Source organism: Croceimicrobium hydrocarbonivorans (assembly GCF_014524565.1).
GTDB lineage: Bacteria > Bacteroidota > Bacteroidia > Flavobacteriales > Schleiferiaceae > Croceimicrobium > Croceimicrobium hydrocarbonivorans.
The window spans coordinates 1928236-1951237 of record NZ_CP060139.1; the positions used below are offsets into that span (position 1 = coordinate 1928236).

The following is a 23002-nucleotide window of genomic DNA, read 5'->3' on the forward strand; positions in this document are numbered from 1 at the left end:
ATGAATATTGCAGTAATTGGCGGCGGCAGCTGGGCCACAGCGATTGTAAAAATATTAACCGAGAACAACGACTATGTAGGTTGGTGGATGCGGGATGAGGAGAATGTGATGCATATTAAGAAGTATCACAATAACCTTAAATATTTGAGCTCCGTGGAATTGGCTACCGAGCGTATCGACATTTCGAATGATCTCAACCATATCGTTAGTAATGCCGACTGCCTGATTTTCGCTATTCCCTCGGCCTTCTTGAAATCTGCTCTTTCCGGATTGGAAGTAGATATAAAAGACAAGCATGTATTTAGCGCTATTAAAGGGATTGTACCAGATGAGAACCTGATTGTAGGCGAGTACTTTAATCAGAATCTGGGGGTGCCTCTGGATCAGATTGGAGTAATTACCGGTCCTTGTCATGCGGAAGAGGTAGCCCTAGAACGCTTGAGCTATTTAACCGTGGCTAGCACCAATGCCGACATGGCCAAAAAGGTAGCCAAGAACCTCACTTGCGATTATATTCTTACCAAAACTTCAGATGATATTTACGGTACTGAGTATGCAGCGGTATTAAAGAACATTTATGCTTTAGCCGCCGGTATTTTCCATGGCTTAGGATATGGCGATAACTTTCAGGCGGTATTGGTGAGTAATGGGATTCGGGAGATGAAGAAGTTCATAAAATCTGTTCATCCTATCAAGCGCGATATTAATGGATCAGCCTATTTGGGGGATTTATTGGTAACGGCCTATTCGCAGTTTTCCCGCAATCGCACCTTTGGGAATATGATCGGTAAGGGTTATACGATTCGCAGTGCCATGTTAGAAATGAATATGGTGGCCGAGGGTTATTATGCCGCCCGATTGATTCGTGAAGTGCGCAAAGAAAATGAGGTTAAAATGCCCATTGCCGATGCCGTTTATAAGATTCTTTACGAAAATCGGAACCCTAAAAAGGTAATGGCCAAATTGGCCCTTAAACTTTCTTAGGTCCTTAAACGGGAGGACCTGCCAAGGGCAGGTCCAGGGGGAGAGAATAAAAAACATTGTTTTTTCGAACAACACTCTAATGTACTAAAAAATACATTAGTTTGCTTGTTTCGAGGAGTTTGCACTCAGATCTCTTTTGTACTATGGCCAAAGAATACCCCTTTATTCCCCTGTCTTTTAGCGTTAAACACGAAGGTGAAGCCTTGCTCAATGCCGCGGATCAATTGCAGGCAGAAATCTTGCAACGTCGCAGTTGCCGTGATTATTCTGATCGGGATATTCCAGAGGCTGTTGTTAAGAACCTCCTGCAAATTGCTGCCTCTGCACCTAGCGGTGCCAATAAGCAACCCTGGCATTTTGTGGCCGTTCGCAATCCCGAAATTAAGGCCCGTATTCGCGAAGCCGCCGAAGCGGAGGAAAAACTCTTTTACGAAGAGCGCGCTCCCAAGGAGTGGCTGGAGGATTTAGCTCCTCTGGGAACCGATTGGCAAAAGCCTTTCCTCACCACTGCGCCATGGTTGTTAGTAGTGTTTAAGGAAATCTACGGTCAGGATGAAAATGGCAGCAAAAACAAGCACTATTATGTGAATGAGTCGGTGGGCATTGCTTCGGGCTTTTTAATTGCCGCGATTCATCTATTAGGCTTGGCGACTTTAACGCATACACCTAGCCCGATGAATTTCCTCTCGGAGATTTTAGAGCGACCCTCACATCAAAAGCCATTTTTGCTTTTGCCCCTTGGCTATCCGGCGGAGGATGCTCAGGTTCCAGAGCTTCGCAAAAAGAGCTTCGAGGAGCATAGTTCTATACTCTAAAAATCTAAACCTTAGCCGTTCATCGTGTGAATGGCGCTTCTAATCGAAAGATTCAGAGCCCTTTAATAGGTCTGTTACACATTTGTATCGGATAAGATTTAGGGTAATGACAATCATCGACAGAATTAAAGTTCCATTCTTTTTAATCATTGTGGCCGTGGCCTCGGTGATTGGAATTAATCAATACCATTTTGGGATGTGGAATCAATTTATTTCCCTTCCCTGGTTGTACGAATTGATTGATCCTTCCAATTACCCTCACGATCTTTTAGTGGAGCAATACAGCAATTCGCCCACTTTCTTCCTATTCCTCTTAAAGTGGGCCTTGCCCTTCTTTGGGGAGAATGTGCCCTTGCTTTTCTTTAGCTTTTACTTGATATGCCTGGCTCTTACTATTTATAGTTTTTATCGCTTAGGTCAGGAGATCTTTAATTCTAAAGAAGCCGGGGTTTTGGCCGTGGTGCTATTAAGTTTTGCCTTTCCCGTAATTGGTGATGTAAGTATTTGGGATACGCTTTTAATGGAGCGTACCATTACCTACCCCATTTTGCTATTATCGATTTTACACCTCTATAAGGGTCGCTTGTGGTATGCCATTTTATTGCTGGGCTTAGCCTTCAATATCCACCCACTTTCCGCGATATATGTGATTGCCGCCTCTGGTTTAGCCGTTCTATTGAATGAAGGGCTGAAGAAAGAACACATTTGGCAAGGCTTCTTCTTACTGTTAATGGTAAGCCCGGTATTACTGCTTAAGTTTAGCAATACCAGTGGTGAATCTTCTTTAAGCTTTTCGGAAACCTGGATGGAGGTAATGCGCTTGCGTAATGGACATCATACCTTCCCTAGTGAATTTCCACCTAGCATTTTCCTGAAAACAGCATTGATCATCCTTTCCTACTATGTGATTTTAGCTAAAGGGAATTTTGCTCCTAAGGCCAAGGTTTTCTTACATGCTTTTGGTGGAAGTATCTTATTTATGATGCTATTAGGAACAGTTTTTACCGAGTTCTATCCGGTGAAATTGATCATCCAATTTCAGTTTTATCGCGCCTTCCTTTTTATGGGCACCTTAAGCTTAATCTTGTGGGCCGGTATGTTGGTGAAAAACCCGAAACCGATATTCTACCTATTGGCAATTCCTTTCCTGGCACAATACGCTTATGGAGAGTGGGCTAAAACCATTTCGGCTTTAAGCCTGATAGGCCTGGCCTGGTTTGTTATTCGTTATTTCGGCTTTAAACGCAAAGCCAGTTTAGGACTTTCTTTTGCCTATCTAAGCTTAGGATTGATTGCGATGTTGATGAGAGGTGGTCTCGAAATTCATCAGGGTAACCAGGAAAAAGATTGGTATGAGGTGCAGGATTGGTTCCGCGAGAATACCGCTCAGGATGCTTTGGCTATCGTGCCTCCAGCCGAATTAGGCTTTAGAGTGCGTAGTTTGAGAACTTCTTATGGTGATTGGTTTGATGGTACCAAGGCCTTTTTCAGTGAGCAATATGCTGAATATTGGTACGATCATATGTCGCGTCTTAATTGTACTGACCCTGATCATTTGAAGGAAGATTACAGCACTTTACAATCTCAAGACTTCTTGAATATTTGGGATCGCGAATCCGATAAGCACAGCGAAGCTTATGTGGTGCACTATGCAGATCGCAGTGTAGATAAATTACCGGTGGCCTATTTAAACGAGCACTATGTGGTTTATCAACTTCCCACCAAAGAAACGCCGGTATTCTTAGCCAGCGTAGGAAACTAAAGAGAATTTAAGGCGATCGCTAAACGCTGATGGCCCACGAATTCACCTTCAGCACCTGGATATAAGATCAGGCTATCCGCCGAAAGGCAAAAGGGTAGCATATAATTATTGCCAGTTACAAAGGCCCTTTCATTAAAGTTTCGTCCTTCTTCTTCTGCCTTCCATTTTTCTAAATGAGCGAGGACTTTCGGATAAATATCGGCTCCTAAAACTAGGTCCAGAGGAGGGAAAAAGGCTTCGGGTAAGTGCAAGCTGATTGGAAAGTACATCTCTTGCCACTCTTGATTGGCGCTGGCTTTTACCTTTCGGTACAGCTCTAGGCTGATAAGGCTGTCACTTACATAGTGCAAACGATAATCGCTTAAGACCAGCTTACGTTGTCCGCTATCCGGTTCAAGGCACTGAGCCAGATATTGCTCTAGCTGAGGCGATTTGCGCAGGGTTTCATTTAAGCCTATGCTGGTCATGCTGTCTTGGATCCCACGAATTTGAGGATAGCGTTGGTGTATCAAGCAGTTCTCATCATTCAGAAGCTCTCGTTCTACAGCTTCTACCTTGTAAATGGAATCATTTTCGCATGCCCCAAAAAGCATCAGGCTTAAGCCAAAAAACAGAAATTTTCGCATGCCCTAAAGGTATTAAAAGGACCATTTTAAGCGCAGGTAGCTAGCACTAACCAGCCACTGCCAATTATCGTTTTCGATAGGATTATCCGAAAGGAAAAACTGCCCTGCCAACATCAAATCTAAATTGGTGTTTAGAGAATAACTAAGACTGGGGAAGATTATAGTGCTGTGTGCATCCGGGCTGTACATCAAGGTAAAGGAACCATTGAAAAGCGGATTGAAAGCATAATTGCTATTTACAATAGCGGTATGCTGGAATATAAAGGGGTTTTTAGGACTTAAAACTTGACCGGCCCCTAATTGACCGAAATCGCCAATTCCTCCTTGTTGGGGGGCACTTTGATTATAGAGGTAACCCGCGGAGATATAAAGGCCATTACTTAGCACATAATCCAAACCGGTGCTAAATATCCAGGCTTCCCGCTGTAAATCATTCAGCGGCCAATAGTAATTGAACTCGCCTTTGAAACCTAAATCCCAAATATTACCAGCCCAGCCAGCACCCAGGGTAAGATTATCTTTAAAATAGCCTGCAATTCCTTGTAGGTCGTAGGTGAGAGCATTATTGCGATAGCGCAGGGCTGCGGTAGATTGCGCAATTTCTTTGGCCGGGGCCAGGGCCAGTTCCAATTGACTGTCGAAACTGGGGAACCACTGTATGCGTACGGCATCGGTACCCGGTCTTTCTTCATAGTCGAAGTCGAAGAAATTGTACTGATTTAGGATGTCGTTAGGATTAAAAATGGTGTTGATGCCCCAGTTGATTCGCTGTCGACCCAGGCGGATATTTCCATCCTTAAACTCATACTGCAACCAGGCTCGATCGAAAATACTATGGAGCAAAACTTCATCACTACGCCAGTACAAAAAGCTGAGGTCTACGAGACCGGCATCAGTATCCAGGGCATCCATAAAGGCATCCCCTTGCGCCGGACTGGCACCTTGAAAGAGGCGATTACGCATGCTAAGTGCGCCGCTCCAGTGTCCTTTGTAGTATTTTAGATCTAGCCGATTATGGATCAATTGATCGTAGTTGTCCACTTTTAAACCCGGTCGCAGCGATTTCGGATAAAAGTTCGCATTGAGATGGCTATAGCTCCCCAGGTATTTAAGATAGCCCTGAAATTGCCAGGGAGATTCCTGAGCCCAAAGGCTCAGGGGTATAAAGCTTAAGATGAAAATCAGTCGTTTCACTGTCGGGTGTCACTTTTGATTTTACCGTCTTCCACATAAATTAAACGTTCGGCTCTGTCGATTACCCTTTGATCATGGGTGGAGAATAAAAAGGTAATGCCCTCTTCCTTATTGAGGCGGTGCATGATGTCGAGCAGGTCCTCAGTGCTTTTTGAGTCGAGGTTAGCAGTAGGCTCATCCGCTAAAACGAAGCTGGGTTTAGAGGCCAATGCTCTGGCTACGGCTACCCTTTGTTGCTGCCCCCCACTTAATTCGGAGGGGCGCTTATGCATTTGATTTTCCAAGCCTACGGCTTTTAGTAATTCCTTGGCTCGGGCTTCTCGCTCCTTGGCGCTTTGGCCTTGGAGGAGCATAATGAATTCCACATTTTCCTGAGCGCTTAAAACCGGAATAAGGTTATAAGCCTGAAAAACGAAACCGATGTGGCGCAGGCGAAAATTGATTAGAGCATTATCGCGGAGTTCATGGATTTCTTTACCATCTACTACCACGGTTCCTTCGCTGGGGCTGTCCAATCCTCCGATTAAGTTGAGGAGGGTGGTTTTACCGGATCCGGATGGACCAATAATGGCAGTAAACTCGCCGGCTTCTACCGAAAGGTTGATTTTATCTACCGCATGAATGGTGCTTTCACCATCCTGGTAAATGCGGCTGAGGTTTTTGGCTTCAATTACAGACATGGAGAAATATTTTAAAGAGTTCGCATCGTTTCAACGGGGTTGAGTTTAAGCGCATGTCGCGCGGGATAGATCGCTGCCAGCAAGGTCATGATGAATACTATGGCGGCGGTTCCGAAATAGAAGCTTTGGGGTAAGCTGGGATAGATAATGGTGCCAATACCATAGCTGGATAAACCATCGCTAAACATGGCCAGATTTAAACCACTTTCGGCCGTAGAGCTGATGCTCAGATAGCCCGCTATAATGCCTAAGGGTCCGCTTATTAAGGCCAGTAAAAGGGTTTCGATAATCACCATAGCAAAGACCCGTCTTTTACTCATGCCTACGCTCATTAGCATGCCTAATTCTTTGCGACGTTCCAAAACGGCCATTAACATGGTATTGATAATGCCAAAGGAGAGGGCCAGCATGATGATGCCAATTATGATATAGAGCATTTGCGACATCAGTTCATCAGCATAAGCTAATTCGGGGGCCAGGTCTTTCCAGCTTTCTACCAATAGCTGGGGGAAGGCCTCTTTGGCTTTGCTCAGCTCGGCTTCTACTTGATTGTCATCTTTAAGAAGTAGGGCGGCTTCATGGTATTGATCGGCTTCCAGGCCTAATAAACTTTGAAGGTCTTCGGCTCGGATGTAGACATTCAACTTTTCAATCTGAGAGGAAACATCGTGATAGAGTCCTTTCACCTTAAAGGAAGCCGAAACTAAATTTTGTGCGCCATCACTAAAGCTGAGAATAACTCTGGAACCGGGTTTTACCTCCAGCTTTTCGGCTAAGGCTTCACCGACTAGAATGGGATTGCGGCCTTTATCATTGAGATAGTCACCACTATCAATGCGGCCACCTAAACCAGTTAAGAGGCTTTCCTGCTCGGGCTGTATTCCAATGATTTGCACGCCTCCACTAAAATGAGCGGTAGCGGCCATGCCCATGGTTTTCAATCGAAAGGCATAGGCTTCTGGCTTTTGTTGTTCTAACCAACTCTCAACCGCTTTGGCATCCGAAATGAGGTAGTTAACATTGGGCTCTTCTTCCCAGCGAGGATCATGGAATTGTAAATGGGATATCTGATTGCGGATCATACTCACCTTGCGCTGGTCGTTCAATCCGAAGCTAAAGGCACTTACAAATACACCCGCCCAAATTCCCAAAATGATGGAGATGATAACCACCAGGCTGCGCAGGCGATTGCGCCAGATATTACGCCAGGCGATTTTAAATAAAGTTTTCATCGGCGCATGGCTTTTACAGGGTTCAAACGGTAAATGCTAGCAATAGCATAGAGGCTTACCAGCACGCTTATGCAAAGCACAATTCCGCCATGGGTAAACCAAATGTCGGGGTCAATGCTAAAGGGTAAGAGTGGTTCCATACCATAGTCCTCCATCATGGCGTCCATATCACCACTGAGTTCGATGGGATTGTAATGGTAGTAAAGGGCAATGGGCAGGGCCAAAAGGCTGCCGGTAATAATTCCTAAGAGATTGAGGAAGGTAGTTTCCATAAAGGTGCTTAGGGCCAAACGACCGCGATTCATCCCAATGGACAGGAGGATACCGAATTCAGGTTTTCGCTCCGCTGTAAGCATAAGGATGGTGCCAAATACACCAAAGCCAATCACCAGGTAAAGGATAAAGAGAATGGCCAAACCCCCGGCGCTATCAGCCTCCATGGCCTCAATTAATTCGGGGAGCATTTGCCTCCAGGTAAGCAGGGTGGTGCTGGCAGTGTCAATGTCGCTAATTAATCGACTTTGCAAGGCTTCCAAATCTTCAGGGTCTTTAGGAACCAATACTTCGGCACTCACTCGATTATAAGCTCCGGTGAGGTATTGGAGTTCGGCTAAATCCAGATAAACTGTGCTCTTATTGGCAACCGGGTTTTTCAAATCAGCCACACCCAATACCGGATATTTGCCATTAGCACTTATGCCATGATAACCTTGACCCACAATAATGAGGGTATCACCCACATCAAGCTTTAAGCTTTCGGCTAATTTGCTTGCCAAACAAACCCCTAGTTCTCCTTTTTGAGGAAGGGCACCGCGCAGGAGCTTTTCGTTTAAGTTGAAATACTGGCTTTCCATTTCGGCATCAACGCCTTTCAGAAAACCGGGTTTGGTTTCACTTTGATCAGATGCGAGTAAAGCAAAGCTTTCGAGACGTGGCAATAGCGCTTCTAAACCAGGGTCGCTGAGCATTTTTTCACGCGCCATACTGTCTGGGATAAAGCTGCGCTCCAGGGTTTGCTTATCCCAGTAGCCATTGGCTTGCCACTGCATAAAGCCAGTGGTGGCATTAATTACGGAGGAGTAAGCTTTGTCGTAAGTACCCAGCTGCATGCTCCGCATTACGATGGCGAAAAAGAGGGCAAAGGCAACCGAAGCCAGAGTAATCAGGCTCCGGCGTTTGTTGCGCCAAATATTTCGCCAGGCAATCTTGAATAGCATTTTAACGGACGCGTTTCATGTATTGAGTGGTAAAGTGTTCGCGAGGAATATTTACCGAAAAGTCTAATTGATGGTATTGAAGAATGGTCTTATGTCCGGGCTCGGCCACGGGTTCCATTTCTACAATTACCGGGAGGATTTTACCACCGAGATTTCCAATTTTCTTGGCGGTCATCACATTAACTAAGTCCTCTTCTTCGTCGTAGAATTCCGTTTTCAGGTGGATATATTCCTGTTGGTCGATATGCAGAACTACCTTGCCCCAAACTACAGCGGCATCGGCTTTAGGTTTTAGCTCGATTTTCCACACCTTACGACCATTGATAGTGTCTTCTCCCAAGAGCTTATGCTCGTAATCTTTTACCAGAGAAGATTCGGTTACCAAATCATCATTGGTAAAGTCGGAGCCCATCCAGCTTTGATTCATCATGCTGGGTGGAAGCTTAATCTGACGCTCGATGCTAGGAATCCAATTGTAAATTTCCTTGCGATTCTTGAGAAATACCGTGCCTTTATCCCGGGCGGGAGAGGTAATTAAAATGAGGGAGTAATCGGTACCGCGACTCCAGGTTTTCATGGTGATGGTGCGGCTCCAACTAGGGCGAACAATGGTCATGGACAGTTCGGCATAGGACTGCTCTCCCCGCAATTTGTTTTCGGTTTTCTCCACAATTTCTGCTGGGTTCTGGGCAAAGAGGCCCGCAGAGAGGATTAAGCACAGACTGAGGATTTTCGTTTTCATAAATGATATTTAGTTAGAATTTTTTGCTTCATATCTTCCAGGGGATAGTCGGGGCCCAGGGCTAAATAGCCAAGCACGGTACCATCCATCAAAGCACCAAAGGCATAGGCCTCCACCATTGGGGCATCATAAGAGAGGGCCTCAAAAATGTCGCGATACATATCTATGCTGAGGTTCTTATGCTTGGTAATAAGCTCCTTAAGGCGTTCGGTTACTTCAGGCTGAATGGCTATGGCGGTCATAAAGCGAACAATATCCAGTTGCTGCTCCATAAACTGAAAAGACATTTCTACTGTGAGACGCAATTGCTCTTTAGGGCTCTTGCCGATAATTTGATCTTCCATGCCTTCACCCATGGCGACCAGCATTTCGAAAATACCGTGTAAGAGATCTTCTTTGCTCTTAAAGTAGTGGTAGCTTAAACCTTTGGATACCCCAGCTTCTTTAGCAATATGAGCCATGCTGGCGGCGGTATATCCTTTTTCGGCGAAAGCCTTTAAGCCTGCCATTAGGATTTGCTGACGGGTTTGTGCCCTTTGGGCTTCGTTTTGAGCAGAATTACGTGGACTCATTTTTCATTGAACGATTGGTCAAATGTATAGAACAAGTTTTAATTGACCGCGTGTTCAATGAAAAATTTTAGAACCAGAAGCCCAAACGTACGTAGGCGTAAAGGTCTGGGTGATTGGTGCTACCGGCGATATTTAGCTCCAGAGGTCCAACCAAAGAATTGTAGCTATAGCCAAGACTATAGCCTCCGAGAATAAAATCATCGTAATCAAAAAGTTCCTCAAAGGTGCTTTCCATACGTCCGATATTGGCCTTTAGCTGAATGAAGTGATTTTTAAAAGGCTCATAATTGAGATCGGTTCTCAGCATTACCGCATTTCTGCCGCTGAGCTCCATAAAGCGGTAGCCCACGAAGGGTTCGATATAATTGATATAGGACATTCCCATGCTACCAAAATAGATTCGATAGGGATCATCCAAATTAGGTCCGATGGTAGTGGCGCCAAAAGCCCGGCTAATTAAGGTCCACTTTGGAGCGATGCTTAGGGCCTGCTTCAGGGAGAAGTCTAAAACCGAACTGGGTTCGCGGAAAACCTCAAAACCCTGTCTTTCCGAAATAATGCGATAGCGTGCATTGAGCTGGAATCCCTTGCGGGGGAAATTGGCCTCATCGAAGGAATCGAAGTCGATAAAAGCGTAGTAATTAATGAAGCCCTTCTGGAAGTTGGGGAAGCTTTCCTGATCAAAATTTTGAATGATGCCAATATCCTCAATTTGCATGCCTCCACCAATGGCATAGGCATCGCGCCAGGTAGATTGTAGAAAAAGGTCAAGGGTATAATCCTGATAGATTCGCTCATTTAGGGCCTGCCTATTCAAGTAGTTTTGATAGCGGAAGCGATAGCTGCGTAGCTTTAAACCCAGAGTAGGAATAAAGCCGCGATCCACAAAGTAGCTGATTTCACCACGGGGCATATCCCCAAGGGCAAAATCAACACTAAGCCGGGAGTTTTTGAAGAGTAGATTGCGGTTGGTATAATTAACCAGTACCGCTGCATTGTAGTCGTCGCTATAATTAAGGCCTAGTTTTAGGCTCTGAAAATAGTGCTGTTCCCGGAGGTTAATATTGAGGATATAGCCGGTGTCAGCAGGAACCAGAGTATAATCGATATTGGTGAAATACTTGGTGCCATAGAGTTGATCCAAACCTTTCTCAAGTTTATCCACTTCACAAAGCTCAGCTTCGCGAACCCTTAGTTTTCCTTCTACAAAGCTTTGCGTGAGGCTTACTAGGCCATTCACTTGAATCTTCTTTACGTAAAATTCTTGCTTGGGAGTAGCTTTGATGATCTCTCGCTTAGGTCCTTGGTCTTTTTCGGCTAAGGCACGCAATTCATCCCAATGCTCGCGGGCCTCGGCTTCTCCTTTGGCAACAATTTCATCAAAAAGATCAAAAGTGGTTACACCTGCTTCCGGCATTTTAGGAGTAATCCAAATATCAGAGAGAGCCTCGGAGGCGGTTTTATTGCGGGAGTTTAAAAAGGCGGAAGTTTGTTCCAAAACTCGCACCACAGAGTTCAGGTCATCTCGATCGTTGAGGTAGTCTTGCATATCTATCCCAATGATATAATCGAGTTCTTTTTCGGCCATAATCTGGATGGGGTAGTTCATAACAACCCCGCCATCGATATACAAACTGTCTTCAAATAGATATGGAGTAAATAAGGAGGGAAATGCGGAGCTGGCTCGCAAGGCATCTATTAAACGACCATTACTAAATATGCGGGGTTTTCCGGTTTCCAAATTAGTGGCTACGCAGTAAAAGGGAATAGGTAATTCTTCGAAATCGATATAAGGATAACTCTGCTGGGTTATGGTGCTGAGCTCCTTCATGATATATTGTGCAAAATTTACACCGCGCGGAATATGCACCCCTCCGCTATCAATTGGGAAGCTTAACATATAGCGAGAATCAGCCTTACGGTCGAAGAAGCTCAATCGGTTGCGTGGAACTTCGTTGGTTAGCAGGGCATCCCAATTTACCTGTCCAAGGTAGCTTTCAATTTCGGAGGCACTATAGCCCAGGCTGTACATGGCCCCCACAATCGCGCCCATGGATGTACCCCCGATATAGTCGATTTGAATTCCGGCTTCCTCAATTACTTTAAGGGCTCCGATTTGTGCCATGCATTTGGCACCTCCTCCGCTCAAGACTAAACCAATTTTAAGGTCTTTGTTTTGGGCATTTAGGCTTAGACAAGCCAAAATCAGAAGCAGGGTTTTTTTCATTTTCCCTCGGTATCGGAGTGGTAGTGATTATATATAATTCCCGCACGCTTACTGCCAATTACCTCTTTCAGGTTTTCGCGGCTGGCTTCGCGGATATTCTTTACGCTTTTAAACTTCCTCAGAAGCAGTTTTACACTTTCATCGCCAATGCCCTTAATCTCGCTTAGTTCACTCTTAAAGGTGCCCTTGGATCGCCGGTTACGATGATGGGTGATACCAAAACGATGCGCCTCATCGCGCAAACGTTGGATTACTTTCAAAGTTTCTGAGCGCTTATCTAAATATAAGGGGTATTTGTCGCCCGGAAAGTATAACTCTTCCAATCGTTTAGCGATTCCCAAGATGGCAATTTTTCCTCGGAGATCAAGGTCCTCCAAGGCATTTAAAGCGGATCCTAATTGTCCTTTGCCCCCATCAATTACAATTAATTGGGGTAAGGGCTCATCTTCATCTAATAAACGGCGGTACCGTCTAAATACCGCTTCGTACATACTGGCAAAGTCATCAGGGCCTTCCACCGTTTTGATATTAAAATGACGGTAGTCTTTTTTACTGGGCTTTCCATCTTTAAAAACCACACAGGCTGAAACGGGATTGGTCCCCTGAATATTGGAGTTGTCGAAACATTCGATATGCCGCGGCTCTACCTTCATGCGCAAATCTTGTTGCATTTGCTTCATGAGGCGTTTCACATGCCGATCGGGGTCTACAATTTGAATGTTCTTGAGTTTTTCGAGTCGGAAATAACGGCCATTCTTCAGCGAAAGCTCAATTAAGCTTCGCTTGTCTCCCCTCTGGGGGATATGGATTTTCACTTCTGGGATTTCCAGATCTACTTCGTGGGAAACAAAGATCTCGCGGGCGGTCGACTTAAAGCGCTGACGCAATTCGGGGATAGCCATTTCCAAAATTCGGGAATTGCTTTCTTCCAGCTTTTTCTTGAGTTCCAAGGTGTGAGATTGCAGCACGGCGCCATCTACTATTTTGAGCAGGTTTACATATGCGAATTCCGCATCGCTGAAAACGGTAAAAACATCCACATTGGTAATTCCCGGGTTCACCACGGTACTTTTGGCTTGATAGCGATCTACGATCTCAAATTTTTCCTTCAGTCTCTGGGCTTCCTCAAATTGAAGATTCGTGGCGGCAATTTGCATTTGCTCCTGCAGCATTTGCTTCACCTTAGTAAGATGGCCTTTAATAAGCTCGCGGGCGGATTGCACATCCTTGAGGTAGTCTTCCTCCGATTGTAGTCCTTCACAAGGGCCTTTACAATTGCCAATATGATATTCCAAACAGACCCGGTATTTCCCGGATTCGATAGCTTCGGGCGATAAATTAAGCTTGCAAGTACGCAAGGGGTATAGTTGGCGGATCAGCCCCAGTACTGTTTTCATCACCTTTACCGAGGCATAGGGTCCAAAATATTCACTGCCATCTTTTACCGGGTTCCGAGTTGGGAATATGCGTGGGAAGGGTTCCTTTTTGATGCAAATCCAGGGATAGGTTTTGTCATCCTTCAGGTTGATATTATAGCGTGGTTGATACTCTTTAATCAGGTTATTCTCTAAAATCAGAGCATCGAATTCGGTCTCGGTAATGATAGTTTGGATATCGGCAATCTTGCTCACCATCACGCGAATGCGGGCGCTGTCATGACCTTTTGTGAAGTAAGAAGAAACTCTTTTCCGAAGATCCTTAGCTTTGCCGATATAGAGGATTTTTCCATTCTTATCTAAATGCTGATAGATGCCCGGTTTATTGGGCAAAGTCTTTAAGATATTGGAGATTTTTTCCTCAGGCATGGAACAAAAATACTTAAATGCTGAGCTAAATGACTGAAGTGGTTTGCGCCATTATTTTGAATCCTGAGTCTAAGATATTTGCAGCCCGCCGCGCCCCCGGAAAAAGCTTTGCCGGCTATTGGGAATTCCCGGGTGGGAAGATTGAAGAGGGCGAAAAGGGAGCCGATGCACTCCAAAGAGAGTTGCAAGAAGAGCTGGGCCTGGATTTAGAAATAGGTCCCTCCTTACATGCGGTTAATTGGGAAAACAAAACCGGCGTATTTCAATTGGAGGCCTTTATCTGCGAAAGTGATTTGGAAGGTATGGTTCTCCAGGATCATGATGAATGGGGCTGGTTTGAAATCGAAGATTTATTAGAGATCGAAATGATGATTGCAGACCTGGCTCTTTTACCTTATCTGGATAAATACCTAAGTCAGCAATAAAGCCACTTAGATCAGTTCTACCTCAAAAATTTCGCAGAAGTATTGCTTGGCCTTGGCTTCAATTTCGGCCATGTCTACCGGATGACCTAATTCGCGTTCCATGGAGGTAACGTCCTTATCGTAAATACCGCAGGGTACAATATGCCCGAAATAAGACAGATCGGTATTTACATTAAAAGCCCAACCATGCATAGTTACCCAGCGACTGGCTCTAACTCCGAGGGCTAGAATTTTTCGGGCTTTGTGAGTACCTACATCAAACCATACTCCGGTTTCGCCATCCGAACGCTCTCCCTTTAAACCATAGTCGGCCAATACCTTAATAAAGACCTCTTCGAGGTAGCGCAGGTATTTATGGATATCGGGGAAGAAGTGATCTAGGTCCAGAATAGGATATCCCACCAATTGGCCTGGCCCGTGGTACGTGATATCACCACCTCTATTAATAGGGTAGAAAGTAGCCTTTAGGTCTTTGAGCTCTTGCTCAGAAACCAATAGGTGTTCGCGTTTGCCGCTTTTCCCCAGAGTATAAACATGGGGATGCTCGCAGAAGAGTAAATAGCTCTGCGTGGGCTTTTGCTCCGCTTCCGGCAATTTGCGGTTTTGGAACTTGCGGTCTACCGTTTCCTGAAATAGTTGTTCTTGATAGTCCCAGGCTTCTTGATAATCAATTAAACCCAGGTCGCGGAACAGTACCTGATTTACAGTGGAATTTTTGATAATTCGGATTTAAGGAGATCAATGGATTTGATGTCCATAATATCTACCTGATTTAATTCGGAGAGGAAATAAGACAACCAATCACCATAATGAATTAAATACAAGGCACGCTCAATATTGTTTGCTCCTTTGCTCTGCAATTCGAAAACATGGGGAGTCTTTTCGCCAATAATCTCACGAATAATATCCATTCGCTTCAAATTGCGAGGATTGTCGGAGTCATTGCGTAGGAAGAGGCAAGAATACTGATTGCTACCACCTTCCCAGCCAACTAACTCATTGTGGTTCATTTCGGGCACCTCGGCCTCCCAAGCCAACATTTTGGCGTTTTCGTTTAACTGCTGACGAATTCGAGCAGCAACGCCAATATAGCCGGCATTGGCCAAAATTTGCACGGTGGTATTTTGCAGCTTTTCCGCTAATTTTTCGGAGTCTTGACGAATATTGTTTTCCTCGGCGTCGAGGAGTTCAATGGCACCGCTGATTGCAGTTTGTGGATCACTTCCGATTACCCCAAATGCACGCAGATAATAGAGTAAGAAAGTAAAGGGGTAAGCAAACATGGAACGAGGAGCATTGCCACCAATCATACTTAAGCAATTGTAGCCTTTTTCTTCGGCTATGGCTTTAAGCTGACCGCCAGAGCTAATACAAGCAATCATGGCTCCTTGCGCTTCCGCTTTAGCTACTGCTTGTAAAGTTTCTTCGGTATTGCCGGAATAAGAACAGGCAATAACTAAAGTATGACGACCCACAAAGGCGGGGATGTCGTAGTTTTTATTTACGGTAACCGGAACTTTCGCTTCGTTAATCGTTAGATCTAAAATCGTACTACCTCCAATGCCTGATCCACCTAAGCCGGTAATCATCACATTTTGAATGGCGCGATCTGGAGCCTTAAATTGAAAATTTTGCAAGGTTTGCAAGGCGTCTTGCAAATGGGCACTAAAACTCGCGATTAAGTCTTTCACGGTTGCTTGTTTTGGTTTTCAGGCGAAATTTCTTCTTTAGACGAAGTGTCTTCCTCTTTAAAAACGGATTTCTGGTGTAAAATTAAGAGTCCTACCCCAGTTGAGATAGCGGCATCCGCTAAATTAAATACCGGCCTAAAGAAAACGAAGTAATCTCCTCCCAGCCATTCGGGTAAATAGCCTTTAAATATGGGGAAGTAGAACATATCTACCACCTTCCCAAAAAGAAAGGGCGCATAGCCACCATCTGCCGGAAAGGCCTGGGAAATATGATCATAAGTAGAGGCTTCGAAGATGATTCCGTACAGTGCAGAATCAATAATATTACCGAGGGCACCAGCTAAAATCAGCGCTACCGCCACAATACCCCCAAAGGGGATATCGCGCTTGCTCAGTTTTTTAAGCCAGAGGAAAATCAGCACCACTGTGGCAATTCGGAATACACTGAGGAGTAACTTACCCCAGGTACCGCCAAATTCGACCCCAAAGGCCATGCCCGGATTTTCGGTAAAATGTAAAATGAACCAGTCTGTGATGACCAGATCTTCACCCAGGGTAAAAGAGGTTTTCACCCAAATTTTAAGGGCTTGATCGAGGATCAGTACACCCAGAATGATCCAAAGTGCTTTTCGCATTTTACTGGCGGTTTTTAGCCTCGATGCTTAAGGTTGCGTGAGGTACTAAACGCAGACGATCTTTGCTAATGAGCTTACCGGTAACCCGGCAAATACCATAGGTTTTATTCTCGATGCGATTAATTGCATTGTGCAAATCACGAATAAACTTCTCCTGACGCGCTGCTAATTGGCTGTTGGCCTCTTTGCTCATGGTATCGCTACCCTCTTCAAATGCTTTAAAAGTAGGAGAGGTATCATCAGTACCATTATTACGGTCGTTGGCGAAGTTTTCTTTTAATACTGCCAAGTCGGCTTCGGCTTTTTCGATTTTAGCCAGGATAATTTGACGGAACTCATCCAGTTCTTCGTCACTATATCTCATTTTTTCTTCGCTCATAATGCGTTGAAATTAAAATAGTTGCGTTACGGGACCTAGCCCGTTTTTTAGAATTTGCCAAATATAGAAAAATCCCTTAATGGCTTCGCTTTAAGCTTAGTTTGCTTTGGATATCATCAAAATCAAGGACTTCCCCTTCAAAACTGTCGGAAAACCACTCAATTGAATCGGCCAGAACCTCAGCTTTAACATAACTTTCATTTTCGGATAAAGCACGCTCCAGCATTTCCTGGCGCTGCAATTGCACCTCAATGCGATCGGTAACCTCCAAACCACTGTCCTTACGGAGATTTTGGATGCGGTTCACCAGCTCGCGGGCAATACCCTCTAATTTGAGTTTTTCGTCGATATGAATATCTAAGGCTACGGTGAGTTTGTTTTCACTCATCACCAACCATCCGGGAATATCTTCGGTATGAATTTCTACATCATTCAGTTCAATATTGAGCTTTTCGCCTTCGAGCTCCAACTCAATGACGCCTTGGCTTTCCAAGTCAGAAATTTGAGCTTGATCAAATTCACGTATGGCCGCAGCCACCTGCTTCATTTGCTTACCAAAACGAGGTCCGAGTTTTTTGAAGTCGGGTTTGATGCTCTTCACCAAAATACCCTCTACTTCGCGAAGTACTTCCAGCTCTTTAACGTTTACTTCCGCTAAAAGTATATCCTTAATACTCGCTAATAACTCTGCTTTATCGTCGCTCAGGGCGGGTACCATAATTTTCTGCAGCGGTTGACGCACTTTAATACGTTCTTTCTTGCGCAGAGATAATACCATGGAGCTCAAATTGCGAGCCGCGGCCATACGCTCATTCAAACGCAAATCAATGGCTTCTGCACGTACGTTTGGCCAATAGCTTAAGTGCACGGAATCACCCTTTCCTGGCTCTAAATCCTGATATAAACGATCGGCAAAGAATGGAGCGATTGGTGAGATCAATTGAGCTAAATTACGCAAGCAACGATACAAGGTTTCGTAGGCCATTTGCTTGTCTTCGCTCATCTCACCCTTCCAGAAGCGACGGCGGTTTAAGCGTACATACCAGTTGCTCAATTCCTCATCTACAAAGTACTCAATGGCACGAGCCGCCTTGGTAGGTTCGTAATCAGTATAGGCCTGTTCTACATTTACAATCAGTTCCTGTAAACGCGATAATATCCAACGGTCTAGTTCAGGACGTTTTTCCCAAGGGGTCTCCTGACTTTCGTTGAAGGCAAAACCATCGATATTGGCGTAGAGCGCAAAGAAGTTATAGGTGTTGTACAAGGTTCCGAAGAAGCGACGTTGCACTTCGGCCACCCCATCCAAATCAAATTTTAAGTTATCCCAGGGCGAGGCATTGCTAATCATATACCAGCGCACGGGATCACTGCCGTATTTCTCAATGGTTTCGAAAGGATCAATGGCATTGCCTAAGCGCTTGGACATCTTCGCACCATCTTTATCCAGTACCAAGCCGTTGGAAACTACATTTTTATAGGCCACCTTATCAAATACCAAACTGGCAATAGCGTGTAGGGTATAGAACCAACCACGAGTTTGATCTACGCCTTCTGCAATGAAGTCGGCAGGATAAAGGCTGTCAAATTTCTCTTTATTCTCGAAGGGATAATGCCATTGAGCATAAGGCATAGAGCCTGAGTCGAACCAAACATCAATCAGGTCTGCTTCGCGACGCATGGGCTTACCACTGGGGGAAACTAATACGATTTTATCTACAATATGGCGGTGCAAGTCTACCTGATCGTAGTTGGCATCGCTCATGTCTTCCGGATTGAAATTGGCAAAGGGATGTTCCTCCATCAGGCCTTGAGCCACCGCCTGATCACAGGCTTCTTTAAGCTCGGCCACACTGCCAAAAATGCGACGTTCATTACCATCTTCAGTAGACCAAATAGGTAATGGGATACCCCAATAACGAGAGCGGCTTAAGTTCCAGTCATTGGCATTTTCGAGCCAGTTTCCAAAACGACCTTCACCGGTGCTTTTGGGTTTCCAATTGATGGTTTTATTTAAGGCTACCATCTTTTCGCGTTCCTCGCTTACGCGGATAAACCAGGAATCTAATGGATAGTATAAAATAGGTTTATCGGTACGCCAGCAATGGGGGTAGCTGTGGCTGTACTTCTCTACCTTAAAGGCTTGATTGCGCTCCTTCAGCAGGATGGAGATTTCTACATCCACCGATTTTTCGGGCGCTTCGCCATCGGCATAGTACTCGTTTTTAACGTAGAAGCCAGCATAAGGACCTACACCTTCACGGAAACGACCTTGGAGGTCAACCAGAGGAACAGGATTTTGGTTTTGATCGAGCACCAACATCGGTGGTACTGGGGGATTAGCTTCTTTCGCCACCTTGGCATCATCGGCACCAAAAGTGGGGGCCGTATGTACTATTCCGGTACCATCTTCGGTAGTAACAAAATCGCCTAAAATGATACGGAAGGCATTTTCAGCACCTTCATAAGGTAGGGCCCAATCCAGTAATTGCTCGTAGCGCAGGTTTTCCAGATCACGACCAATACCTTCCCAAACTACGCGCCAGGGGGCTACTTTGGCTCCTACTTCGTAAGAATCCATTTCGAGCTCGGCGCCTTCGGGCTTAAAGTATTTGGATACCAGGTTTTTCGCTAAAACCACCTTTTGCCGTTTTCCGGTATAAGGGTTATAGCTGTCTATCATCTGATATTCAATCTTCGGTCCTACCGTAAGAGCCGTATTGGAAGGAAGGGTCCAAGGGGTGGTGGTCCAGGCGATATAATACACCAGATCATCCGCTTGCACGGCATCACCAAACACCTTTTGGAAGGCCTCATCGCGAGTGGCGATAAACTGCGCAATAGCAGAAGTATCTTTTACATCGCGGTAGCTACCAGGCATATTTAATTCATGGGAGCTCAGTCCGGTACCCGCTTTTGGGCTATAAGGCTGAATGGTATAACCTTTATAGATAAGTTCTTTATCCCATAATTGCTTGAGTAGCCACCATACCGATTCCATGTATTTAGGTTGGTAGGTAACATAGGGATCGTCCATATCGACCCAATAACCCATCTTTTCAGTGAGCTCATTCCAAATGTCGGTATAGCGCATTACCGCCTTTTTACAGGCTTCATTGTATTCTTCTACGCTGATGCTCTTACCGATATCCTCTTTGGTGATGCCCAATTCTTTTTCCACTCCCAGTTCCACTGGTAAGCCATGGGTATCCCAACCCGCTTTGCGGTTTACCTGATATCCTTGCAGAGTTTTAAAACGACAGAAAATGTCCTTAATCGCACGACCCATAACGTGGTGAATACCCGGTTTTCCGTTAGCGGAGGGCGGGCCTTCGTAGAACACAAAACTTTCAGCGCCATCGCGGCTGCTAATGCTTTTCTTAAAGCTCTCATCCTCCTTCCAAAACTGAAGGATTTCTTGATTGATTTGAGCGAGGTTTAAGTGCTTGTACTCTTGGTATTTGCGAGACATTTACTTGTCGATTTTTAAAAGACTGCGAAGGTAAGGAAATATGTACGCTTTGCTTTTAGAACTTAGATCGTTTCACTGTTAGATTTTAGATCGCTGCGCTGTTAGAGCATAGAATTTAGACCGCTGCGCTATTAGAATTTAGACCGCTACGCTAGGAGAAATTAGATTGCAGTGCCAGTTCTCTGTGTGCCTCCGAGTTCTCGAAGCCAGAGTTTACGATGGCTGTACTCTGTGTTGAAGCAAAAGGGTCGCTATGCTCCAGAGTTAAGATCGCTGCGCTGTTAGATTTTAGACCGCTTCGCTATTAGAAGTTAGACCGCTTCGCTGTTAGAATGCATTACAATTGTGAGAGCGCTAGCCCTTTCTTACTTTCGGGCTTAAATCCGAATGATGCGCATTTTTAAAGCTTTCCTACTCTTCATTATAAGTACTTCAATTTGGGCTCAGGACTCCACCTTAACTATTGGCCTTAAACCCACACCGCCTTTTATAGTGCAAGAGGGTTCAGGTAGACCGGCAGGTTTGAGTTATCGCTTTTGGGAGCTTATTGATGATCAAGTGCCTGCGCGAGTGCAGTACCGCTGGTACGATGATATGGAGGGTATGTTGGAGGCTCTGGCCCGCGGAGAGGTGGATTTATCCATAAATCCCGTTACTGTTACCGAGCAGCGAATGGATAGCCTGGATTTTTCGCAACCCTACTTTATCTCTGGTACAGCCATGGTCCGCCGTTCGGAAAGCAGTTGGATGGTATTCCTGGAGAATTTTTTTAGTCGGCAGTTCTTTTCTGCAATCGCCATTTTACTGGGTGTGATTTTACTCTTCGGAACCTTAGTGTGGTTCTTCGAACGTCGGCATCCTGAGGGCGTACAATTCCGGAAAAACTGGCGGGGTATATTCGATGGTTTTTGGTGGAGTGCCGTTACCATGACTACCGTGGGCTATGGGGATAAATCGCCCGAAACCAGTGGTGGTAGAACCATCGCTTTTATTTGGATGTTTACGGCCATACTACTCATCTCAGGTTTAACCGCCGGGGTGGCCTCTGCCTTAACGGTGAAAAGCATGGAAAGTAAAATTGAAAGCATTGAAGATTTAAGACGCTTTAAAACCGGGACCATCGATGCAACCGGAACTGCAGAGTATCTCGGGAATTATGGTTTGCCGGATAATTATTATGCCAGTGTAGAAGAGGGCTTTGAGGCTTTGCGAAAGGAAGAGATTGACATTTTTGTTTTTGATCGCCCGGTATTGCGTTTCTATTTGGAGAAAAGTGATAATCAAGACTTGGTATTAGACAGCCGAAATTTGAAGACCGACTATTACAGTTTTACCTATCCTAAGGGGAGTCCTTTACGAGAGGCCCTAGACCCTAAAATTGTGAGAGCCTTAAAGTCGGATTCCTGGAATTTCATTTTGCGCAAAGCCAGCAAGGGACAGGATTAGAAATAAAAGAATTCAGAATAAACAAATTGAAGATGAAAAAGCAAGTACTTAGTTTAGGGCTAATAGCCTTGATGGGCATGCAGGCCTGTAATTCAGGAGCGGCAAATGAGGAGGGTCAAAATTCTTCAAAAGAGGAAGCGCCGCAAGAGGCTCCGGTTGATGCAGAGACCGGTGTAAGCCTCGAGCCTCTTTGGGAAACCGATATGTGGTATCCTACCAATGAGTCGGTTTTATTGGATGAAAGTCAGGGTCTTTTGTATGTGAGCTGCATTGCGGGCAATCCGACCGATAAAGACGGCAAGGGTCATATTGCTCGTCTTAACTTGGATGGCACTATTATAGATTCAGCCTGGGCTCAGGGCTATAATGCCCCAAAGGGAATGTGTATTAGTAATGGGCGTTTGTATTTTACGGATATCGACCGCATAGTTTCGGTGTCCCTCGCAAATCCAAAGGACGAATTGATCTTTCCCGTGCCGGGATCTACTTTCTTAAATGATATCACCCCAGGATTAAATGGAGTGTATTTTTCGGATATGAATACGGGTAAATTGCAGTATCTAGAGCAAGGTGTGGTGCATACTTTGAATGAGGATTTGACCGGTATTAATGGATTGAGCTTCTTCGAAAATGAGCTTTATGCGCTAACGGAGCAAGGTCTTTTGCGTCTGTCATTGGGTGGTGAAGTATTGGAAACCATTAATTCAGAATTAACTGGCGGCGATGGTTTGGTGCCTTTGGGTTCCAATCGTTTTATTGCCAGCAGATGGCAGGGTGAGGTTTGGTATCTAAATGGGGGACAGTCGACCAAATTATTGGATAGCAAAGCTGAGGAACTGCAAACTGCGGATATTGGCTATAATGCTGCTGATCAGGTTTTATATGTACCTCGCTTTTTTGGGAATAAGGTTTCGGCTTTTAAAATGCATTAACATGTGTTAAAAGCCAGTAAATAATCCCTTTAGTGTTCTTATTTAAAGGTAGTTAATAATCATTATAATAATAATGCGATAATTATTATTAGTTCAAATTAAATAGGAAAAGATGATAAGCCCCTAATAATGAGCATGATTTGTTTTAAGCATGATATTCTATTAT

At 44.8% G+C, this 23002-nt stretch carries 20 protein-coding genes; 6 read left to right on the forward strand and 14 right to left on the reverse strand.

Going from position 1 to position 23002, the window contains the following annotated elements; genetic code table 11:
• The 3 genes from H4K34_RS08725 to H4K34_RS08735 all read left to right on the forward strand — a co-directional run bounded on the left by H4K34_RS08725 (position 1) and on the right by H4K34_RS08735 (position 3561).
• Positions 1-984 (forward strand): NAD(P)H-dependent glycerol-3-phosphate dehydrogenase, encoded by a 984-nt coding sequence (locus H4K34_RS08725; RefSeq protein ID WP_210760438.1) that lies wholly within the window; start codon positions 1-3, stop codon positions 982-984.
• Between the two features lie 143 nt (positions 985-1127).
• Positions 1128-1799, forward strand: a complete 672-nt coding sequence (locus H4K34_RS08730) for a nitroreductase family protein (protein WP_210760439.1) — start codon at positions 1128-1130, stop codon at positions 1797-1799.
• A gap of 106 nt (positions 1800-1905) precedes the next feature.
• A complete protein-coding gene (locus H4K34_RS08735) occupies positions 1906-3561 on the forward strand; it encodes a DUF6798 domain-containing protein (protein WP_210760440.1) in 1656 nt (551 codons plus the stop codon).
• On the opposite strand, the gene H4K34_RS08740 is transcribed toward H4K34_RS08735, so the two are convergent.
• From H4K34_RS08740 to uvrC, 9 genes are all read right to left on the reverse strand, one after another.
• On the reverse strand, positions 3558-4187 hold the full coding sequence (locus tag H4K34_RS08740; protein WP_210760441.1) for a hypothetical protein: 630 nt from the start codon (positions 4185-4187) through the stop codon (positions 3558-3560). The two genes, H4K34_RS08735 and H4K34_RS08740, sit on opposite strands and share 4 nt — an antisense overlap.
• Before the next feature lie 12 nt (positions 4188-4199).
• On the reverse strand, positions 4200-5381 hold the full coding sequence (locus tag H4K34_RS08745; RefSeq protein WP_210760442.1) for a hypothetical protein: 1182 nt from the start codon (positions 5379-5381) through the stop codon (positions 4200-4202).
• Positions 5378-6061: an ABC transporter ATP-binding protein gene (locus tag H4K34_RS08750; protein ID WP_210760443.1), complete on the reverse strand. Its 684-nt coding sequence runs from the start codon at positions 6059-6061 to the stop codon at positions 5378-5380. The genes H4K34_RS08745 and H4K34_RS08750 overlap by 4 nt, the downstream gene beginning before the upstream one ends.
• Before the next feature lie 11 nt (positions 6062-6072).
• Positions 6073-7293, reverse strand: a complete 1221-nt coding sequence (locus H4K34_RS08755; RefSeq protein WP_210760444.1) for an ABC transporter permease — start codon at positions 7291-7293, stop codon at positions 6073-6075.
• Complete coding sequence (locus H4K34_RS08760; protein ID WP_210760445.1) at positions 7290-8510, reverse strand: ABC transporter permease; 1221 nt, start codon at positions 8508-8510, stop codon at positions 7290-7292. The genes H4K34_RS08755 and H4K34_RS08760 overlap by 4 nt, the downstream gene beginning before the upstream one ends.
• Before the next feature lies 1 nt (position 8511).
• A complete protein-coding gene (locus H4K34_RS08765; RefSeq protein ID WP_210760446.1) occupies positions 8512-9252 on the reverse strand; it encodes an outer membrane lipoprotein-sorting protein in 741 nt (246 codons plus the stop codon).
• Positions 9249-9824: a TetR/AcrR family transcriptional regulator gene (locus H4K34_RS08770; RefSeq protein WP_210760447.1), complete on the reverse strand. Its 576-nt coding sequence runs from the start codon at positions 9822-9824 to the stop codon at positions 9249-9251. Before H4K34_RS08770 ends, H4K34_RS08765 begins: the two co-directional genes overlap by 4 nt.
• A gap of 67 nt (positions 9825-9891) precedes the next feature.
• Complete coding sequence (locus H4K34_RS08775; protein WP_210760448.1) at positions 9892-12051, reverse strand: patatin-like phospholipase family protein; 2160 nt, start codon at positions 12049-12051, stop codon at positions 9892-9894.
• Positions 12048-13856 carry an excinuclease ABC subunit UvrC gene (gene uvrC, locus H4K34_RS08780; protein ID WP_210760449.1) on the reverse strand — a complete coding sequence of 603 codons (1809 nt, stop codon included), beginning with the start codon at positions 13854-13856 and terminating at the stop codon, positions 12048-12050. The genes H4K34_RS08775 and uvrC overlap by 4 nt, the downstream gene beginning before the upstream one ends.
• Positions 13857-13885: 29 nt before the next feature.
• On the opposite strand from uvrC, the gene H4K34_RS08785 reads away from it, so the two are divergent.
• A complete protein-coding gene (locus tag H4K34_RS08785) occupies positions 13886-14281 on the forward strand; it encodes a (deoxy)nucleoside triphosphate pyrophosphohydrolase (protein ID WP_210760450.1) in 396 nt (131 codons plus the stop codon).
• Between the two features lie 6 nt (positions 14282-14287).
• Here H4K34_RS08785 and lipB read toward each other — a convergent pair whose 3' ends face one another.
• The 5 genes from lipB to ileS all read right to left on the reverse strand — a co-directional run bounded on the left by lipB (position 14288) and on the right by ileS (position 20458).
• Positions 14288-15001 (reverse strand): lipoyl(octanoyl) transferase LipB, encoded by a 714-nt coding sequence (gene lipB / locus H4K34_RS08790; RefSeq protein ID WP_210760561.1) that lies wholly within the window; start codon positions 14999-15001, stop codon positions 14288-14290.
• The gene (locus H4K34_RS08795; protein ID WP_210760451.1) at positions 14983-15972 is read right to left on the reverse strand and encodes a bifunctional phosphoglucose/phosphomannose isomerase; all 990 of its coding nucleotides are present in this window, start codon (positions 15970-15972) and stop codon (positions 14983-14985) included. The genes lipB and H4K34_RS08795 overlap by 19 nt, the downstream gene beginning before the upstream one ends.
• Positions 15969-16607, reverse strand: coding sequence for a lipoprotein signal peptidase (locus H4K34_RS08800; protein ID WP_210760452.1), 639 nt, complete (start codon positions 16605-16607; stop codon positions 15969-15971). The genes H4K34_RS08795 and H4K34_RS08800 overlap by 4 nt, the downstream gene beginning before the upstream one ends.
• Position 16608: 1 nt before the next feature.
• Complete coding sequence (locus H4K34_RS08805) at positions 16609-16986, reverse strand: TraR/DksA family transcriptional regulator (protein ID WP_210760453.1); 378 nt, start codon at positions 16984-16986, stop codon at positions 16609-16611.
• Positions 16987-17062: 76 nt separating this feature from the next.
• Positions 17063-20458 carry an isoleucine--tRNA ligase gene (gene ileS / locus H4K34_RS08810; protein ID WP_210760454.1) on the reverse strand — a complete coding sequence of 1132 codons (3396 nt, stop codon included), beginning with the start codon at positions 20456-20458 and terminating at the stop codon, positions 17063-17065.
• A 387-nt stretch (positions 20459-20845) separates the two neighbouring features.
• Between ileS and H4K34_RS08815 the strand changes: the two genes are divergently transcribed.
• A complete protein-coding gene (locus tag H4K34_RS08815; protein ID WP_210760455.1) occupies positions 20846-21904 on the forward strand; it encodes a transporter substrate-binding domain-containing protein in 1059 nt (352 codons plus the stop codon).
• Between the two features lie 32 nt (positions 21905-21936).
• Positions 21937-22836 (forward strand): SMP-30/gluconolactonase/LRE family protein, encoded by a 900-nt coding sequence (locus H4K34_RS08820; RefSeq protein ID WP_210760456.1) that lies wholly within the window; start codon positions 21937-21939, stop codon positions 22834-22836.
• The last annotated feature ends 166 nt before the right edge of the window (positions 22837-23002 follow it).

What these genes read in the sequence shown, in the direction of transcription:
- H4K34_RS08725 (WP_210760438.1), top strand. Translation starts at nt 1, where the DNA reads ATGAATATTGCAGTAATTGGCGGCGGCAGCTGGGCCACAGCGATTGTA.
- H4K34_RS08730 (WP_210760439.1), top strand. Translation starts at nt 1,128, where the DNA reads ATGGCCAAAGAATACCCCTTTATTCCCCTGTCTTTTAGCGTTAAACAC.
- H4K34_RS08735 (WP_210760440.1), top strand. Translation starts at nt 1,906, where the DNA reads ATGACAATCATCGACAGAATTAAAGTTCCATTCTTTTTAATCATTGTG.
- H4K34_RS08740 (WP_210760441.1), bottom strand. Translation starts at nt 4,187, where the DNA reads ATGCGAAAATTTCTGTTTTTTGGCTTAAGCCTGATGCTTTTTGGGGCA.
- H4K34_RS08750 (WP_210760443.1), bottom strand. Translation starts at nt 6,061, where the DNA reads ATGTCTGTAATTGAAGCCAAAAACCTCAGCCGCATTTACCAGGATGGT.
- H4K34_RS08755 (WP_210760444.1), bottom strand. Translation starts at nt 7,293, where the DNA reads ATGAAAACTTTATTTAAAATCGCCTGGCGTAATATCTGGCGCAATCGC.
- H4K34_RS08760 (WP_210760445.1), bottom strand. Translation starts at nt 8,510, where the DNA reads ATGCTATTCAAGATTGCCTGGCGAAATATTTGGCGCAACAAACGCCGG.
- H4K34_RS08765 (WP_210760446.1), bottom strand. Translation starts at nt 9,252, where the DNA reads ATGAAAACGAAAATCCTCAGTCTGTGCTTAATCCTCTCTGCGGGCCTC.
- H4K34_RS08770 (WP_210760447.1), bottom strand. Translation starts at nt 9,824, where the DNA reads ATGAGTCCACGTAATTCTGCTCAAAACGAAGCCCAAAGGGCACAAACC.
- H4K34_RS08775 (WP_210760448.1), bottom strand. Translation starts at nt 12,051, where the DNA reads ATGAAAAAAACCCTGCTTCTGATTTTGGCTTGTCTAAGCCTAAATGCC.
- uvrC (WP_210760449.1), bottom strand. Translation starts at nt 13,856, where the DNA reads ATGCCTGAGGAAAAAATCTCCAATATCTTAAAGACTTTGCCCAATAAA.
- H4K34_RS08785 (WP_210760450.1), top strand. Translation starts at nt 13,886, where the DNA reads ATGACTGAAGTGGTTTGCGCCATTATTTTGAATCCTGAGTCTAAGATA.
- H4K34_RS08800 (WP_210760452.1), bottom strand. Translation starts at nt 16,607, where the DNA reads ATGCGAAAAGCACTTTGGATCATTCTGGGTGTACTGATCCTCGATCAA.
- H4K34_RS08805 (WP_210760453.1), bottom strand. Translation starts at nt 16,986, where the DNA reads ATGAGCGAAGAAAAAATGAGATATAGTGACGAAGAACTGGATGAGTTC.
- ileS (WP_210760454.1), bottom strand. Translation starts at nt 20,458, where the DNA reads ATGTCTCGCAAATACCAAGAGTACAAGCACTTAAACCTCGCTCAAATC.
- H4K34_RS08815 (WP_210760455.1), top strand. Translation starts at nt 20,846, where the DNA reads ATGATGCGCATTTTTAAAGCTTTCCTACTCTTCATTATAAGTACTTCA.
- H4K34_RS08820 (WP_210760456.1), top strand. Translation starts at nt 21,937, where the DNA reads ATGAAAAAGCAAGTACTTAGTTTAGGGCTAATAGCCTTGATGGGCATG.